The organism is Flavobacterium panacagri (assembly GCF_030378165.1).
Classification (GTDB): domain Bacteria; phylum Bacteroidota; class Bacteroidia; order Flavobacteriales; family Flavobacteriaceae; genus Flavobacterium; species Flavobacterium panacagri.
In genome coordinates this window covers 3,528,563-3,548,089 of the sequence record NZ_CP119766.1, presented here as the reverse complement: position 1 = coordinate 3,548,089, position 19,527 = coordinate 3,528,563, and the positions used below count along the sequence as shown (strand labels likewise).

The window sequence follows — 19,527 nt, the reverse complement described above, 5'->3', positions numbered from 1 at the left end:
TAGTTTTTAAATTAATATACTAATTAGGTTTTGTGATGATACTAAACTACAAAATAATATATTGCTGTAACTATTTAATTTCAAGCTAGTTTAAACAGATATTCACATAAAGTCGACCAATGCAGCATAAAAAGCTAAAAAGTGAGATATTTTTTACTTTTAAGTTGTTTCAATATGTGTTTTCTTGTTTCATTTTATAATATGCAACATCGAAACAGATAACCCTATAGCCTACATTAATTAATTTTGAAGTACCCCATTAGTTTTTCTTAACCTCACTCCGAATTAATACATAACCCAATTTATTAATATAAGGTGGTTTTCGAATTCATCAGTCTGCCTTTTTTATTCTGATTGCTTATGGCTCAATTTTACGTTTCCTCGACTTTTCGTAATTTTTCCAAGAAACTTTTTTTAGCATTTATTTTATTGTTTTTAAATAGCAAAATAAATGCTCAAAATTGTACCGTAAATGCTGGAGTACTTAATGTCACCATTTGCGAAACCGATGCTTTGGTTTTAACCGGAAATACTCCTTCTCCTATTATCGGAACTGTTTCTTGGACTCAGATATCTGGCCCAGCAGTAGTTATTGATACACCAAACAATCCTAGCACTATTATAACAGGTTATACAGGAGGAAATACTTATATATTTAGATATAGCGCAACCTGTGGCGATGGAGTTTTGGCTTATCAAGATAAAGTTGTAAATGTACAACCCATTACAATTGCGAATGCAGGAGGCAACATTACAAGTTGCCCTAATAGTTCCGGAAACTTATCCATTACTGCAAATGCGCCTCAAAATACAGGAGAAACAGGCCATTGGGAAATAGTGGGCGCCAATAATGCGGGAGTTGTAATTAATTTTCCCAATTTACCAACCTCAACCATAAACCTTCCTTCAACTAGTTGTGGAGTTACTACACTTCAATGGGTTATTGAAGGACCAGAATATGCTCCAGGGCAACGCTGTAGAACTACTTCTCAGATTACTGTCACTAATTATGGTGGTGTTACTCCAGTTTCAGCAGGTTCTGATCAAACCTTAAGTAATTGTTATACTACTACACAATCTACCAATCTTACTGGAACTTATGGAGGCTGTGGTCTCAACGGACAAAGCGGTCAATGGACATTTGTAAGCGGGCCTAATACACCGACTATTGGAAGCCCTGGATCAAATAATACACAGGTCTCTAATCTTGTACAAGGTACTTATACTTTTAGATGGACTGTTACTGGTCCATGTGCTTCTGGAAATGATCTAGTAACAATTATTGTTCCGGCTGCAACACAAGATGTAACAACACTGCCAGGTGGTAATGAAGATATATTCTTTTGTGATAATACCATTACACAGGTTACTCTTGTAGCTCAAACACCACTTTACGCAGGAGAAACTGTACAATGGACACAAATAGCTGGAGATCCAGGTGCTATGATTGTTTCTCCAACAAACCCAACTACTTTAGTTACTAATATTTCAGATTCTGGTGACCCTTACACCTTTAGATATACATTAACCAATAGTAATACGGGCTGTATTTTAACTAAAGATTATAATGTTCAGTATAGCGGGCCAACAAGAACCATTGTAGCCAATAACGGTAATGATATAGTTGGAAGCTGTGATGCCACAGTATTTACAATTCCGCTTACCGTGACGGGAACGGGAGTAAATCAATATCGGATTGTTAATGGCCCATCTACTTCTCCATTAGCGCCTTTTCCAACTGCTTTACAAGATGCAGGGAATTCATTAACTTTAACCCTTACAGCGCCTGGAGATTACACAGTTGAATTTATACGAAGTCAGAATGGCACGCCTGTTGGATGTAATAAAGGATTTGATACCCTAAATATTCTAGTTTCTGGTGATCCAACTCCTTCAAATGCAGGATCCGACATAAGTCTGCCTTGTGGTGATACAAGCACATTGCTCTCAGGTGTTATAACTGGCGACGGCATGCACTTTTGGAGTCAGCTTAGTGGTCCAAACACCGCTGTAATTACAGATAATTTTGCTGTAGACACACAAGTAACAGGACTTATCCCAGGAACTTATGTTTTTCAATATATAACAAAAGGCGGCGGTGCAACCTGTGGCTTTTCAGTTTCCACCGTAACAATTCATGTTTCTGGAAGTTCATTAGCAGCACCTGATGCTGGACCCAATCAGGTTGTTTGTGCCAATACTCAAGTAATACTTGATGCAGTACCTGTGCAAAGCGGCGAAATTGGCACTTGGAGCCAAGTCTCTGGTCCAAGCACAATATCTTTTTCCAATGTTAATGATCCAAATACTACAGCGACAGGTTTTACATCCAATACAGCTCAATATGAATTACAATGGACAGTTTCTTATCTTCATCCCGGACCTTCTTGCAGTGATCCTGTTTCTGATACGGTAACCATTATTACTAATAATTCAACTGCCGCATCAAACTCTGATGCTGGACCAGATGCTTGTTATCCAGCGGGAACAAGCTCTTTCAATCTTAGTGGTAATACCCCAGGCATACTTGAAGTAGGGCTTTGGTCTGTTACTCCATCTACCGGAGTTGTTTTTGCTGATACGAGCGATCCAAATACTTTAGTCACAGTTCCAGGAAATGGAACTTATGTTTTTACTTGGTCCATAGAAACAATAACAAGGCTTTGCGCACCAAATACAAGTCAGGTTTCGGTTACTATTGCAAACACTCCTCCTGCCGCAAATGCTGGACCAGATCAAGAAATCTGTGGTAATACTATAACAATGGCTGCAACAACAAGCAGTGGTGCCGTAGGAACCTGGACAAGAATTTCTGGTGTAGGTGGTTACACCATCAGTGACATACACGATCCGAATGCCATATTCACATTTACTTATAGTGGTTACTATATTTTTAGATGGACTGTTGATGCCGAAGTCTGCGGTGAAGCTTTTGACGATATTAATTTAACAATTGGAATTCCGCCTCACCAAGCCGTTGCTGGTCCAGATCAAAATATCTGTAATAACACTAGTGTAACTATGGCAGGAAGTATTTATGACAGTTTTTTCGAAACAGGTCAATGGTCTGTTTTAACTGGAGCACCTAATCAGCCAACTATTGTTGATCCTACCAATCCAAATACTGTAATCAACGGACTTGTAGCTGGCACTTATACTTTTAGATGGACTATAACCGCCAAAAGTATTTTCTTATGTCAAGGTACTTTTGACGACATGATTGTCGTAGTTAGTCCTACTGCTAATGCAGGAGCAGACCAAACCTATTGTGATGTAACCAGTATTCAGCTTAAAGGAAATGAAAACTCAACCGGAACATGGACACTTACGAGTACTACAGGAAATACCGCTGATGTTATCATAACACAATCACCTCCTAACAGCTATATTGCCAATGCAACCGTAGTTCCAGGGAATGATTATGTTTTTACTTATACCACGTCTTCTACAACTTTCCCTAACGGCAGTAGTTGTCCTGGTTCAGCTGATAATGTAAATATTACGATTTTCAGCGGGGCAAGTATTGATCCTGATGCAGGACCAGATCAAACATTATGTATTTCTGATGTTGGAGGTATCGCTACATTACAGGGCAATATGCCCCCTCCAGATGTTTCTACAGCTGAATGGCGTTTTGCATTTCAACCTACTGGAAGCGTTGCGGTTATCACTACTCCATCGGCTCCTTTGACTACTGTTACAAATTTGACGGTTCCCGGACTTTATGTTTTAGAATGGGTTTTCGAAAATCAGTCTTGCAGAACACTATCAGATGTAGTTCGAATTGTAATGAATGAGGCTCCCAGTACTGCAAATGCAGGACCAGATGATGCCGCAGCCTGCCAAACCACTTATCAGACGAACGCTGTACCTCCTACAGTTGGTATTGGAACATGGACTATCACCAATCAACCTGCAGGAGCCGCGGCGATTATAGACAGTCCTAATAGTCCTACTACCACTCTTTCAAATATTACCGTTTTAGGAATCTATACTTTAACATGGACAGTAACAAATGGTCCATTTACAAATCCATCCTTATGCCAGCCTTCTTCAGATACTGTCGATATAACCTTTAACGACGACCCTCCAACTGTTGCAAATGCAGGACCAGACCAGGAGTTATGTGATGTGGCTTCAGTAGCTATGGCAGCCAATACCCCTGTTATTGGCACAGGAACATGGACTCAAATTTCTGGGCCTAATACCGCTACTATAGCGTCACCAACCAATCCTAATTCATTAATGTTACAATTAGTCGCTGGAACTTATGAGTTTAGCTGGACAATTGAAACGACAGGTTGTACTTCTGAAGATAGAGTTATCGTAACTATTTACGATTTACCATCAACTGCCAATGCAGGTCCAAATCAGATTATTCCACAGTTCTCTCCTGTCAACATGAATGCAGCAATACCAACAGTTGGTACAGGTGTTTGGACTCAGGTGTCTGGCCCCAGTATAGTAGGTTTTACAGATGCCACCTCTCCTACTACAGCCGTGACAGGTACAGTTGCTGGAATATATGTATTAGAGTGGACAGTAAGCAATGGAAATTGTGCAGTTTCATCGGATACAATGACTTTAACTATTCTATCAGTAGCTGATCTTGAATTAACCAAATCAGTGACTCCGGTTACGGGAAGCGCAGGAGATACGGTTACTTTTAATCTTCAGATTTTTAATAATAATTCATTAGGCGGAACCGTTACAGCTACGGGCGTTTCTGTACGAGATTATATTCCTTCTGGTTATACTATAGTGCCAGGTTCTGTAAATCTTGCAGGAATTTATAATTTAGGAGACAATACTATAACATGGAACAACCTTACAGTTCCTGTTGGAGGGAGAGTTAATCTCACTTTTCAAGCGGTTATAAAAGCTACAGGATCTTATGTAAATAATGCCGAAATAATTGCTTCCGACCAATTTGATCCTGACAGCACACCAAATAACAATATAGCTACTGAAGACGATCAGGATGATGCTTCAATAATATTGGATGTAGCCGATTTGTCTTTACAAAAAACAGTCTCACCAGCAACAGTAAGTATCAACGATAATGTAATTTTTACTATTAGAGTTACCAATAGCGGGCCTAATAATGCTACTGGAATTACAGTATCAGATCAACTTCCTTCTGGATATACGTATGTAAGTGATAACGGTGCTGGAAAATATAATAATACTACTGGAATTTGGAATGTCGGCAATCTGAACAATGGAAACTCGCTTGCTTTACAGATTACGGCTAAAGTAAACGTCGTTTCAACAGGAAACAATTATATTAATGTCGCAGAAATACAAACTGCACACCAACTAGATCCAGACAGTACACCTGGAAATGGACTGCCTGAAGATGACATGGCTAGTGCCACTGTATCATTAAAACCTGCCGATTTAGAGCTTACCAAATCTGTAACTCCAACTTCCGCAGCAGCGGGACAACAAGTCGATTTTACGATAAATGTTCTGAACAGAGGGCCTGGAAATGCAACTGGGGTTGATGTACAGGATTTAATTCCAGTTGGATATACCCTTATTCCAGGATCCGTTTCAACTGGAGGTACTTATCAAGTTGCAACTGCGGCTTTAGAATGGAAAGATTTATATCTGCCCGCCAATTCTAATGTAAATCTAACTTTCAGTGCCCTTGTCAATCCACTAGGAAATTATCTGAACATTGCACAGATAACCGCCAGTGATCTGCCTGATCCAGATTCAACACCAAATAATAATATCGCTTCTGAAGATGATCAAGATGATGCCGAAATTATTTTTATTGGCCCATCTGCTGATTTATCTTTAGTTAAAAATGTGGTTGCAGGCAATACAAGTCCTGTTGTTGGAAGTCAAGTTTCATTTGAACTTGTTATTTCAAATGATGGTCCAAACAATGCAACAGGAGTTCAAGTAACCGATTTACTGCCTTCAGGTTTTCAATATGTAAATTACAGTTCATCTGCTGGCTTATATGATAGTGCTACAGGAATTTGGAATGTAGGTACAGTCGATGTTGGTGTTTCAGAATCATTGATTTTAGATGCAAGAGTACTGCCTACCGGAAATTATTTCAATATAGCTCAAGTTACAGCTAGTAATCTTCCTGATCCTGATAGCACACCAAATAATGATGATGGAGACCAAAGCGAAGATGATGAAGATAATGCAGCTGTAACACCAATACTTCCTTCAGCAGATTTATCTTTAACTAAAATCGTGAGCAATACAACACCTTTAGTTGGTTCAACAGTAACTTTTACCATCATCACAACAAACAGCGGTCCGCAGGATGCTGCTCTTGTACAGGTGACCGATTTACTGCCTTCTGGTTATACATTCAGCAGTTTTAATGCAACAAGTGGTACTTATGACAGCACTACAGGTTTATGGACATTGGATATATTAGAGAGTAGTGAATCTGAAACCTTACAGATTAATGCAATCGTCAATCCAACAGGAGACTACGTGAACATTGCTGAAGTTACCAATAGTGATACTCCTGATCCTGATTCTACTCCCAATAATGGAGTTCCGACAGAAGATGATTATGGAACTGCTTCCACTACTCCTATTTCACAGTCTTCTGATTTATCATTAACCAAAACAGTCAATAATGCGACTCCTTTAGTTGGTTCACTTGTTACTTTTGAAATTGTAGTAACCAATAATGGACCACAAGATAACTTTGGAGTTCAAGTTACAGATGTACTCCCATCAGGATATACATTTGCTGGATTTACTGCCTCAACTGGTACTTATAATTCGGCAACTGGTTTATGGACTGTAGGCAATTTAGTGAATGGAGATTCAGAAACGCTTCAACTTGTAGCAAGAGTAAATTCAACGGGGAATTATACTAATACTGCCGAAATAACAGCAGCTAATCTTCCTGATCCTGATTCTACTCCAAACAATGGAATCACAACAGAAGACGATTATGCAGAAGCTACGACAGTTCCGGTTCCAACATCGGCTGATTTATCGTTGACTAAAACCGTAAGTAATCCTATTCCACTTGTGGGTTCTTCAGTAACATTTAGTATTCAGGTAACGAATTCCGGACCACAAGAAGCAAATGGAGTTACGGTTACCGATTTACTGCCTTCCGGATATACTTATGTTTCCTATAGTGCTACAACAGGAACTTATGATCCTGCAAATGGACTTTGGGATGTTGGAAATATGCCGATATCGGATTCTTATACTTTACAAATCACAGCTTTAGTCAATGCAACAGGAAATTATACGAATAGCGCAGAAATCACAGCCAGCAGTCAGCCCGATCCCGATTCAAGTCCAAATAACGGAATTACAACGGAAGACGATTATGCTGAAGCGACAACAACACCAATTGCAACATCAGCAGATTTATCTTTAACTAAATCAGTAAATAATGCTACTCCAATTGTAGGTTCGCAAGTAATTTTCAACCTTCAGGTAAACAATGCAGGACCACAAACTACAGACAATGTAGCAGTAACCGATTTACTTCCTACCGGATACACTTATGTGTCTTACACCGCAACAGCCGGAAGTTATGATGCTGTAACTGGACTTTGGACAGTTGGAAACATGCCTGTTGCATCCAATCATACTTTACAAATAACAGCTTTAGTCAATGCAACAGGAAATTATATTAATAGTGCAGAAATCACAGCCAGCAGTCAGCCCGACCCTGATTCAACTCCGAATAACGGAATTACTACAGAAGACGATTATGCAGCAGTATCAACAACGCCAATTTCAACAGCAGCAGATTTATCGTTAACTAAAACAGTTAATAATGCCACACCACTTGTTGGTTCACAAGTAACTTTTAGTCTTCAAGTAAGCAATACAGGACCTCAGGCTACAGATAATGTTACCGTTACTGATTTACTTCCTACCGGATACACTTATGTGTCTTACACGGCAACAGCTGGAAGTTATGATGCGGTAACCGGAATTTGGACAGTTGGAAACATTCCTGTTGCATCCAATCATACTTTACAAATCACAGCTGTAGTCAATGCAACAGGAAATTATACTAATAGTGCAGAAATCACAGCCAGCAGTCAGCCCGACCCTGATTCAACTCCGAATAACGGAACTACTACAGAAGACGATTATGCAGCAGTATCAACAACGCCGACAGCACAATCATCTGACCTATCATTAACCAAAACAGTGAACAATACCACTCCTCTAACCGGATCTCTCGTAACTTTTGAAGTTGTTGTTACTAATAATGGTCCACAAGATAATACAGGTGTTCAAATAACAGATTTATTGCCTTCAGGGTATACCTTCAACAATTTCACGGTTTCAACAGGAACTTACAATTCGACAACAGGGATATGGAATATTGGTAATTTTGACAACGGAGAATCTGAAACATTACAAATTACTGCCATTGTAAATGCCACAGGAGACTATTTAAATATTGCCGAAGTAACTGCAGCCCATCTTCCTGATCCAAACTCAACTCCAAATAATGGTGTTCCAACAGAAAATGATTATGCAACTGCTATAATTACGCCAACAGCACTATCCGCAGATTTATCTTTAACTAAAACAGTCAACAATGCTACTCCATTAGTAGGTTCTTTGGTTACTTTTGAAGTGGTTGTAACGAATAATGGTTCACAGGATACTTCAGGCGTAACCGTTACCGATCTGCTTCCAAATGGTTATACGTATTCTAATTTTACTATTTCTACGGGAACTTACAATCCAATAACAGGATTATGGACTGTTGGAAACTTAGTTAATGGAAAATCAGAAACTCTGCAAATTCTAGCTGTAGTAAATCCGACAGGAAATTACGTAAACGTTGCTGAAGTAACCGCAAGCGCACTTCCTGATCCTGATTCAACTCCAAATAATGGTGTTATAACTGAAGATGATTATGCAACAGCTACTGTTATTCCAAATGCACAAGCTGCTGATTTAGCTTTAACCAAAACAGTGAACAATGCAACACCTCTAGTTGGTTCTCCAGTTATTTTCGAAGTGATTGCAACCAATAACGGTCCACAAAATACAACTGGAGTTGAAGTAACCGATTTACTTCCATCTGGATATACTTTCTTAAATTACAGCGTTACAAAAGGTGTTTATAATGCCACAACTGGAAAATGGACAATTGGTTCATTTCTAAATGGAGATTCTCAAGTTTTAAGAATCACAGCGATCGTAAATCCAACAGGGAATTATGAAAACATTGCTGAAGTTACAGCAAGTAATCTGCCAGATCCAAATTCAACTCCAAACAACGGAGTTTCTACTGAAAATGATTATGGAACAGCTACAACTGCTCCTTTAGGACAATCGGCAGATTTATCTTTAACTAAAACCGTTAATAATCCTACTCCGTTAATTGGGTCTTCTGTAACTTTTGAAATAGTGTTAACCAACAAAGGTCCGCAAAATGCTACTGGAGTTGAAGTTACAGATTTACTCCCTTCTGGTTATACTTTTAGCAGTTTTACTTCTACAAAAGGCACGTATAACAATACTACAGGAAAATGGAATATTGGTTCTTTAGTTAACGGAGATTCTCAGACATTACAATTAACTGCTACTGTAAACGCAACTGGTAATTATTTAAATACAACCGAAATTACTTCCAGCAGTCTTCCTGATCCAAATTCAATACCAAATAATGGAGTTACTACAGAAGATGATTATGCAAGTTCTATAACTACGCCTGTCGTTCCTATGGCCGATTTATCGCTTACTAAAGCCGTTGTTGGAGGTAATTTAAGTCCGATATTTGGAGCAACTATTACTTTTGAAATAACAGTAAATAACAGCGGGCCACAAACTGCAACTGGAGTCCAAGTAAAAGATCTTTTACCAAGCGGTTATGAATATATCGTTTACAGTTCAACTGCCGGACAGTATTTTAACACCACTGGAATCTGGGATATTGGATCGATTCCAAACGGAAGTTCTGAATCTTTACTGATCTCTGCAAAAGTGAATACTACCGGTGTCTATCAAAATATTGCCGAAGTGTATGCCTCCAATGAATTAGATCCCGATTCAACACCAAATAATGGTGCCAGTGGCGAAGATGACATCAGTTCTGTACTACTAAATCCAGTTCCAGCTGTAGCAGACCTTTCGATTGAGAAAAGAGTAATTAATAACATTCTTACGCCAAATGTAGGATCACAAATTACGTTCTCGATTACCGTAACCAACTCAGGACCTAGTATTGCTACAGGAGTTACCGTAAGAGATATACTTCCTTCTGGATATGATTATATATTTTACAATTCGACTTCTGGAGCTTATGATCGTACCACCGGCGAATGGAATCCAGGAATTATTCTGCCAGGAAACAGTCATACTTTATTACTAAACGTTAATGTAAAAAGTCCGACTGGTGCTGCAAATGAATATCTGAACATTGCCGAAATTATGACATCTGATGAATTTGACCCTGATAGTACACCCGGCAACGGCATCACTACGGAAGATGATTACGACAGCATCTCTGTAACACCTGTAATTGTAATGGCAGATTTATCTATTAAAAAAACAGCACTCAACGAAACCGCTATTCACGATGTTGGTTCAACCGTTATTTTTACTGTTACAGTTACTAATGACGGGCCTGCTGATGCTAGCGGTGTCATGGTTAAGGATTTACTGCCACCTGGATTTACCTATTTAACCAGCAGTCCAACAAGTGGTTTATACAATTATGTTACCGGAATTTGGAATGCTGGAGATGTTGCCGCAGGAACTGACCAATCTCTGGATATTTATACACGAGTTAATCCTCCATCGGGAGCGATAAATGAATACACCAACACAACTGAAGTCATTGCTAGTAATCTTCCTGATCCTGACTCTACTCCAAATAATGGTGTTACAACGGAAGATGATTATGATAGCTTACAAATCAAAGTAGCTGTGGCTGATTTAAGCTTAGAAAAAACAGTCAGTAATAAAAACGCAAATGTAAATGAGGTAGTAACATTTACCTTACAGCTGAATAATGAAGGGCCGAGTACAGCGACTGGAGTTGCAGTAGAAGATATCATACCACTTGGTTATAAAAACATTTCCAATATTAACAATGGCGGTATTTTTAGCAATAACAGAATAAGATGGGTTAATCTGACAGTTCCTGTCGGAGGCATTACTTTAACCTATCAGGTAACAGTGGCGAATCCGTTCGGGCTTGAAAGCGAGGATTATATCAACATTGCACAAGTAACAGCCAGCGATCATTTTGATCCAGACAGTAAACCAAACAATGACAATGGCGATCAAAGCGAAGACGACGAAGATTCTGAATTTATCAACATTCCTTCTACTGATATAGCCATTAAAAAAGAAGTAGATCAAGCAGATGTTCCTATGGATACTCAGATAACCTTTACAGTAATAGCAGAAAACCTTGGCAATATAACTGCAACTCATGTAGAAGTTCAAGACTTACTTCCAAAAGGATATTCATTTATCAGTTCAACCGTAAGCTCAGGAACTTATGATCCTAAAACTGGTATGTGGAATATTCCATCAATTAATAGCGGTACTCTACAAACACTAACGATTGTCGTAAAAGTGGTTGATTTTAATGATTATTTAAATACAGCACATTTAACAAAACTGGATCAGATTGACACCAATTCGGCAAATAATCAAGACAGCGCAACAGTTTCACCAAACTGTCTGAAAATTTACAATGAGTTCTCGCCAAATGATGATGGTACAAACGACTTCTTCTACATTGATTGTATCGACAGATATCCAAACAATCAGTTGGAGATCTTTAATCGTTGGGGGAATCTGGTGTATTACAAAAAAGGCTATAACAATACTTGGGATGGAAAAGCAGACGGTTCTGCCAAAACACTTCCAGAAGGCACCTATTTCTTTATTCTTGATTTAGGAGATGGATCTAAAAAAACATCTGGATGGGTTTATCTAAAATAAAATCATCAGGAAAAACAAAAATTTAAGAATAGGATTAACCAAAATAAATTGGCTATGATTAAAAATATAAAAAAGGTTTTCGCACTACTAACTCTATTCTCAGTATATGGAGCCTTTGCACAGCAAGATCCACAATATACGCAGTACATGTACAATACGCTCACGGTGAATTCTGCCTACGCAGGTTCGCTGGGACATTTAGCCATAACCGGAATTTACAGAACACAATGGGTTGGTATTGAAGGCGCGCCAGACACACAAAGTTTTACACTGGATACACCTGTTGGGAAAAATGTAGGTCTTGGAATTTCGATTGTAAACGAAGAAATTGGTCCAACCGAAGAACAATATTTAGATGCTAATTTCTCTTATACCATTAAATCTGGTGAATCACACAAACTCTCTTTCGGAATAAAAGGAGGCGGACGTGTTATCAATATCGATTGGTCTAAAGGAAGCCATAAAGATCCCGATGTGCAATTCCGTGAAAACATAACCAATAAATTTCTTCCCGTTGTGGGTGCTGGATTATACTGGCATGGAGAAAGAGATTATATCGGACTTTCGATTCCTAATTTTATGACCCGAGAGCGATATACTTATGACGACATTGCCGATGATCTTGTTAACGAAAGGATGCACTTATATCTTATTGGCGGTATTGTGTTTGATCTTTCAGCACATACCAAGTTCAAACCCGCTGTTTTAGTAAAATATGTTGCCGGTGCTCCTATTATTGCCGATTTTTCAGCCAATTTTATGTTTAATAATGCTCTGACACTTGGTGTTTCTTATCGGACATCGGATTCTGTAAGCGGGTTGGTTGGCATCCAGATTACACCAATGATTATGGCTGGTTATGCTTACGATTACACCACAACCGCATTGCAGAATTACAACAGTGGTACGCATGAAATTATGCTTCGCTTTGAACTGGTTTCACGCAAAAAAGGACTTAAATCACCCAGATTCTTTTAATATGGACATTCTATGAAAAGAACAATTACTATACTCGCATTATTGGTCATACAGCTGACTTATTCTCAGACCAAGAACAAAACTGCCGATGCTCTTTTTGATAAGATGTATTATGTTGAGGCTGCCAAATCGTATGAACTTTCTATAAACAATGGAGATGCTTCAAAAGAAATACTTCAAAAACTTGGAGATGCTTATTATTTCAATACCAGAATGTCAAGTGCTTCAAAATGGTATGGAAAACTAATTTCAGAATACCCAAATGAGGTTTCTGCTGAATATCTATTCCGTTATGCACAATCCTTACAGGGAATTCAAAATTATGAACTGGCAAAAAAATGGATGAAGGCTTTCGCCGAGAAACAAAAATCAACCGATGCCAGAGCCAAGAACTTCTCATTAAAAAACGTAACACTGGAAGATATTGAAAACATAAAACCATCTTTTCTGCTAGAAAATCTAGATATTAATTCGGCGTATTCCGATTTTGGCCCAATGTAATACAAAGGCGATTTGGTTTATTCCACAACCATTGATTCTTCTTATTTAAAAACAGACAAATACGGATGGAACGATCAGCCATACTTAAATATGCAATTGGGAAAAATTAGCGAAACCCAGTCTAATGTTACTTTTAAAGAGCGTTTTGGGAAAGACATAACCACAAAATATCATGAAGCCTGCATTGCCTTTTCTCCCGACGAAAAAACCATTTATTTTACCCGAAATAACTATAACGGCAAACTAAAACGCGACAGCAAAGGCATTAATAATCTCAAAATCTTTTCTGCTACAGCTACAGAGAACAGCAACGGCACGGTTTCATGGAAAGATATAAAAGAACTGCCTTTTAACAGCGATAATTATTCCGTTGGACATCCTTCCGTAAGCAAAGATGGTAAGAGGCTTTATTTTGTTTCTGATATGCCTGGCACGATTGGTTCAACAGATATTTTCGTAGTGGATATTTTAGGTAATAATCAATTTTCTGAACCTAAAAATTTGGGCGAGAAAATAAATACAACCGGCCGTGAAATGTTTCCCTACATTACAGATCAGGCACTCTATTTTTCTTCTGACGGATTCTTAGGCTTAGGAGGTTTAGATGTTTTTGAAAGCCGAATAAATAATGTTTTTTTTGATACTCCTGACAATCTTGGCGCACCATTAAACAGTAATCGAGATGATTTTGGTTACATTGTGAACGAAACGACCAATAAAGGTTTTGTATGTTCTAACAGAAAAACAGGAAAAGGTGATGATGATATTTACTCTTTTGAACGTTCCTGCAACCAAGCCATTAGCGGTTATGTTTTTGATGCGATTTCAAACAATAGAATCGCAGGAGCTATGGTAACGCTAAAAAATGCAAACGGTATCAAAATTGCTGAAACCGTTTCTCAGCTGGACGGAAAATATGATTTCAATAATAATGTTAATTGTAATACCGATTATACAATTGAAGTTTCAAAAGAGAATTACAATAACAATATCAAGGCAATTATAACAGCAAACAATTCAGGAAAAACCGAAGCTCTTATTGGTTTAGATCCTGCATTAATCGCCCGTGAAAATGGTGTTTTAAAAATAAAAATCGGTATCATCTTTTTTGATTTAGACAAATCTAACATTCGTTATGATGCTGCAATAGAATTAAATAAAGTCGTTCTCTTGATGCATCAGTATAACAATATTGTCATTAAAATCGAATCACATACCGATTCCCGCGCCAATGATCAATACAACTTAGAACTATCTGACAGAAGAGCAAAAGCTACAAGAGATTATCTGATTTCTCAGGGAGTAGCACCAGAAAGAATCGAAAGTGCGATTGGTTACGGAGAAACACAATTAATCAATAATTGCTCAAATGGAGTTCCATGTACCGATGCACAGCACCAAATGAACCGAAGAAGCGAATTCATTATCACTAAAATGTAGACTTTTTAAATTTTTAGAGTTCAGATTTGAGATTCTAAACGTGCGTTTAGGATTTGAGATTTATATTTTAGAATTTGAATCAAGTGAAGCAAATTGGAATTTGGACCCGAGCGATAGCGAACGGGCGAAGCAATTTAAATTTTAATCTTTTCTATTTTTCAGCCATTTCTCAATAGGTTCAATAGCGGTATTAATTAAAATTACTAAAAGCGTACACAGCAAAGCTTCGAGAAAATAACCTGAAGCCGCAATACTTCCAATCGCGGCACTGCACCAAATTGTCGCTGCTGAATTTAATCCATGAACATTATCGCCTTCGCGAAAGATAACTCCAGCACCTAAAAACCCAACTCCCATTACTACTTGGGCAGTAATACGGGTTACGTCAATATTGGCTTCTGTTTCTGCTACTTTAATCGATAGCAAAACAAAAGCTGCAGCACCAATTGCCACAAGTGTATTGGTTTTTAATCCTGTCTCTTTATGATGCCATTGTCTTTCAAAACCAATAATCAGTCCTGCAATTGCTGCTACTACAAGACGCGTTAAGAATTCGATCGTACTCAATTTTCTACTTATTGAAGTTTAACACACAGCCATTCGCCCTTTAAAACCAATTTATCATCAACAAAAGCTTCTCCAGCTTGTTTGATAATTTTTTCGCTTAAGCGAATGTTCTTCACGACAAACTTTACTAGTTTTTTGAATTCTACGCCAGCAAAAAACTCTACATTGTCTAAACTTACCAATCCAAAAACGCCGTCAGCAACACCCAAAAGCTTCACTCCTGCGCCACCGACTTGTGCCATAGCTTCAATTAAAATGGTTCCTGGAACAAAACTTAATTCCGGAAAACTGCCCTGAAGCCAAACATCTTTTTCTGTAAAGGTCTTTAAACCAACGATTGTTTCGGTTGTATACGAGATAATTTCATCCACAAACAAAAATGGGGCTCTGTGCGGAATTAAATCTTCTATCTTCTGACTCATGATTTTTATTTTTGAACAATGTACGAATCTGAGCCGAGATAGACAATACTAATATTCGATCTCTGCTGAATGACTATCAATTTCCATTAAAAAAGAGATGCTATTGGCATCTCTTTTCACGTTATTAACTCTAAAATCACAAAGCTTTTTATTCGTTCAGTAAAACAAAACTTTTAGCGTTTGCTTTGATTTTAGTTCCTTCAAAATCAATATCAATAATTCCTGCTTTCCTTGGCGAAACACCGCTATCGCTAAAATGAGTATGCAGCACATATTTCATTTTTCCTTTCTTATCATAAAAAACATCACCATGACCAGCTCCATTAATTCCAACTTCTTTCTTACTAATGATTGGACTATCTGTTGCTTTCACCCAAGGGCCGTAAGGACTTTTAGCCGTTGCATAACCTACTGCATAATCTGGGTTTCTAAAATCATTGGCAGAATAAATCATATAATACAAATCGTTATGTTTTAGCACTGTTGGGCCTTCTGTAACTGGCCAAGAAACATTCTGCGTATTTTCCCATGGCAGAATTCCTGAAATACATTCTTTCAGCGTTTCTTCTTTGATTCCCGAAAGATCATCTTTCAATTCTGCAACAAAAATTCGGTTGCCATTGGTCAAACGTACATAATAAAGGTATTTTCCGCCGTTTTCATCAACAAAAACAAACGGATCGATCTGATTCCCCAAATTAAACATTGGAGCCTTAGAATCGCTTTTAAATGGCCCGATTGGATTTTCACTGCTTGCGATGGCAATATTCTCATCAGCGGTATAAATCATGTAGAATTTGTTTTCGTGTTTAAAAACCTGCGGTGCCCAAAAACCTTTTGTTCCAAAAGCATCTCCTTTTTTAAGCGCTAAACCATTTTTTGCACCAGCAGGGCCATTCCATTTTTTAAGATCGGTTGAAGTGTACACCATAAAACCTTCTCCATTTAGCGGCGTTTCTCCAGTTGTAGTTCCATACAAATAATAAACTCCATTATCAAAAAAAATAGTCGGATCAGCCAACAAAATCGGAGATTCTTTTTGAGCCGTTTTTTTGCCCGTTTCTTTCTCTTGAGAACAGCAAAAAAAGACACAAAATAGTGCAAATAAGCTAAAATATTTTTTCATAATCATCATTAAACTTTTTATTTAATTAACTTTATTTAAAAACTAAATATCAAATAGTTAAATAGAAACTATAGAAAACCTCTATAATAGAAATTCAGGCAAAAAATAGCTATTTTACTCAAAAAACCTATTTTAATTTTGTAAAAAAGAAGTGCTAAAATCTTCTACAAAAAACGGTTCTCTACTTGTAACTTTTTAACTTAAAACTTATAACTTTTCAGCTGAAAATTGATACAAAGAAGCTGTATGATACTTCTCTCCTGCTTTTAACGTTATTGGAGCAAATTTTGGCTGGTTTGGAGCATCTGGAAAATGTTGTGTTTCAAGAGCAAAGGCAGTCCTAAAATCGTCTTTTGCACCTGATTTAAAGGTGTTTTTACCCTGCATAAAATTACCGCTATAAAACTGTAAACCAATTTCTTATGTATAAACATCTAAAGTAACACATGAAATATCTCCTTTTATTGTTGCTGCATGAACAAAACCATCTTTTTTAGCAGTATTGAGAACATAATTATGATCGTAACCCTTCCCAAATTTCAATTGTTCGTCTTTGGTTTCGATTCTTTCACCAATGGTATGTTTTGAAGTAAAATCAAAAGGTGTATTTTTCACAGATTTTAGTTCTCCTGTCGGAATCAAACCTTCGTCTACTGGCGTAAATTTATCTCCGTAAATCTGTAATTCGTGATTTAAAATCGTGCCGCTTCCTTCTCCGTTTAAATTAAAAAAGGCATGATTAGTTAAGTTGACAATGGTGGTTTTATCCGTTGTCGCTTCATATTCCATTCTTACGGCATTATCGTCGGTAAGTGTATAAGTTACTTTTACATTTAAATTCCCAGGAAAACCTTGCTCACCGTCTGGCGAAAGATAGGTAAAAACCAAAGTATTTTCGTTTGTCTTTTCGGCATTCCAGACTACATCCTGAAAGCCTTTGACACCACCATGTAAAGCATTTTTCCCGTTGTTTAACGGAATTTGATATTGCTTTCCTTCCAGTGTAAATTTACCTAATGCAACTCTGTTGCCTACTCTTCCAATTGTAGCACCAAAATACGGCTCAGTTGAAGTTTTAAAGCCTTTTACACTGTTCATTCCAACCACGACATCAGTTGGTTTTCCGTTTTTATCATTAACCCATAAACCTACTAATCGCCCGCCATAGTTGGTAAACGCAGCTTTTATCCCTTTGTTTTCAATCCAATACAAACCCACTTTTTTACCGTCGATGATAGTATCGAATTTTTTAGTTTCTAAAACTGTTTTTACCGAATCTGCAGCAATTTCAGTGGTGTCTTTTGAAACTGAATTTTCTTTTTTATTGTCTTTACAATTGAATTGCAAAAGTGCCAATATTAAAACCGCAGTAATCTGAATATTTTTCATTTATCAAATTTTAAAATTTTGTTATTATTTTGACGGAATTGCGAGCTTGGTTTCTTCACTCACTGGCTCACCTAAAACTGGATATCCATTAGCATCCCAGCTTATTTTCTGCATCCTTGGCGATCTCTTATTTCCACATCCCTCTCCTGGATTGGAATTGGCGTGGTATAAAATCCAGTCTTCCTTTCCGTCTGGAGATTTAAAGAATGAATTATGCCCCGGCGCATAAACTTTATTTTTTTCCGATTGTTTGAAGATAGGTTCAGGAGATTTTTTCCAAGCATTTGGATCAAGCAGATTATCTCCACCATTAAAAGCCAACAATCCCAAAGCATAGAAATCGGTCCAGCAGCCGCTTGCCGAAAACACAATGAAAATTTTACCGTTTCTTTCCAAAAACTGGGGCCCTTCATTCACATTTACCTGTGGCGGATTCACATCGTCGTGCAAGGCACCATGTATTTCCCAGTCGTAAGTTGGTGCAGCAATCATAACCCTGTCACCATCAATTTCTAAAGGGTTCTTCATTTTAGCGATATAAATATTCTGCTGACCGTTGGTATCTCCTTCCCAGCCTGCCCAAATCATGTACAATTGTTTTTTATGTTCAAACACATTTCCGTCAATTGCCCACTTATCGGTTTTAGCTGCGATTTTGCCTTTAAATTCAAAATTCCCTTTAAACGGATCTGAGGATTTATTCTCCAAAACATACATTCTGTGATTGTTGTTATCGCCGTTATCTGCAGCGAAATAACAATACCATTTCCCGTTAATGATATGAAACTCCGGAGCCCAGATTTCTGCCGAATAATTAGTGTTTTTAGGTGGTGTCCAGATTACTTTACTTTCAGCATTTTTAATATCCGACAAGTCTTTTGTTTTCCACAAAACCAGTTTATTTCCTAAGGTGTTGGTATAGTAATAATAACCTTTGTAATACGTGCTGTAAGGATCTGCTCCTGCCGGCAGTATTGGGTTTGTGAATGTTTTTTGCTGCGCAAAACTTATTGTCGTGAACAGGAAAAGAAATAGGTATTTTTTCATTTTTTATTTTTTTTTGTTGGGCGTGGTTTTTTAAACACATAGAAACATAGTATTGCTTTGTCTTAAAAAGGCGTTTCACTTAATTTAAATAAACATAGAATACATCCAGTTTTGTCATTC

Annotated in this window: 8 protein-coding genes and 1 pseudogene; 4 read left to right on the top strand and 5 right to left on the bottom strand. The window is 37.7% G+C overall.

The features are described from left to right. Positions 1-360: 360 nt before the first annotated feature. Genes P2W65_RS15590 through P2W65_RS15575 form a run of 4 tightly spaced genes read left to right on the top strand, consistent with a single transcriptional unit; the run spans position 361 to position 14,856 of the window. Positions 361-11,937, top strand: coding sequence for a PKD domain-containing protein (locus P2W65_RS15590; RefSeq protein WP_289658862.1), 11,577 nt, complete (start codon positions 361-363; stop codon positions 11,935-11,937). A 54-nt stretch (positions 11,938-11,991) separates the two neighbouring features. Continuing rightward, complete coding sequence (locus tag P2W65_RS15585; protein ID WP_289658860.1) at positions 11,992-12,915, top strand: PorP/SprF family type IX secretion system membrane protein; 924 nt, start codon at positions 11,992-11,994, stop codon at positions 12,913-12,915. 12 nt (positions 12,916-12,927) lie between these two features. Continuing rightward, positions 12,928-13,416: a tetratricopeptide repeat protein gene (locus tag P2W65_RS15580; RefSeq protein ID WP_289658858.1), complete on the top strand. Its 489-nt coding sequence runs from the start codon at positions 12,928-12,930 to the stop codon at positions 13,414-13,416. Positions 13,417-13,428: 12 nt separating this feature from the next. Next, positions 13,429-14,856, top strand: a complete 1,428-nt coding sequence (locus P2W65_RS15575; protein WP_289658856.1) for an OmpA family protein — start codon at positions 13,429-13,431, stop codon at positions 14,854-14,856. Positions 14,857-14,997: 141 nt separating this feature from the next. Here the strand turns inward: P2W65_RS15575 and P2W65_RS15570 are convergent, their stop codons facing one another. From P2W65_RS15570 to P2W65_RS15550, 5 genes and pseudogenes are all read right to left on the bottom strand, one after another. Further along, positions 14,998-15,423, bottom strand: a complete 426-nt coding sequence (locus tag P2W65_RS15570) for an MgtC/SapB family protein (RefSeq protein WP_289658854.1) — start codon at positions 15,421-15,423, stop codon at positions 14,998-15,000. 8 nt (positions 15,424-15,431) lie between these two features. Beyond that, positions 15,432-15,845, bottom strand: coding sequence for a 3-hydroxyacyl-ACP dehydratase FabZ family protein (locus tag P2W65_RS15565; protein ID WP_179003502.1), 414 nt, complete (start codon positions 15,843-15,845; stop codon positions 15,432-15,434). Between the two features lie 148 nt (positions 15,846-15,993). Next, positions 15,994-16,977: a glycoside hydrolase family 43 protein gene (locus tag P2W65_RS15560; RefSeq protein WP_289666198.1), complete on the bottom strand. Its 984-nt coding sequence runs from the start codon at positions 16,975-16,977 to the stop codon at positions 15,994-15,996. Positions 16,978-17,178: 201 nt separating this feature from the next. Further along, positions 17,179-18,360 (bottom strand): annotated as a pseudogene (locus P2W65_RS15555) (aldose epimerase family protein). A gap of 24 nt (positions 18,361-18,384) precedes the next feature. After that, complete coding sequence (locus P2W65_RS15550; protein WP_289658851.1) at positions 18,385-19,407, bottom strand: glycoside hydrolase family 43 protein; 1,023 nt, start codon at positions 19,405-19,407, stop codon at positions 18,385-18,387. Positions 19,408-19,527 lie beyond the last annotated feature (120 nt).

Coding starts and splice junctions, on each gene's coding strand:
- P2W65_RS15590 (WP_289658862.1), top strand. CDS start 361: ATGGCTCAATTTTACGTTTCCTCGACTTTTCGTAATTTTTCCAAGAAA.
- P2W65_RS15585 (WP_289658860.1), top strand. CDS start 11,992: ATGATTAAAAATATAAAAAAGGTTTTCGCACTACTAACTCTATTCTCA.
- P2W65_RS15580 (WP_289658858.1), top strand. CDS start 12,928: ATGAAAAGAACAATTACTATACTCGCATTATTGGTCATACAGCTGACT.
- P2W65_RS15565 (WP_179003502.1), bottom strand. CDS start 15,845: ATGAGTCAGAAGATAGAAGATTTAATTCCGCACAGAGCCCCATTTTTG.
- P2W65_RS15560 (WP_289666198.1), bottom strand. CDS start 16,977: ATGATTATGAAAAAATATTTTAGCTTATTTGCACTATTTTGTGTCTTT.
- P2W65_RS15550 (WP_289658851.1), bottom strand. CDS start 19,407: ATGAAAAAATACCTATTTCTTTTCCTGTTCACGACAATAAGTTTTGCG.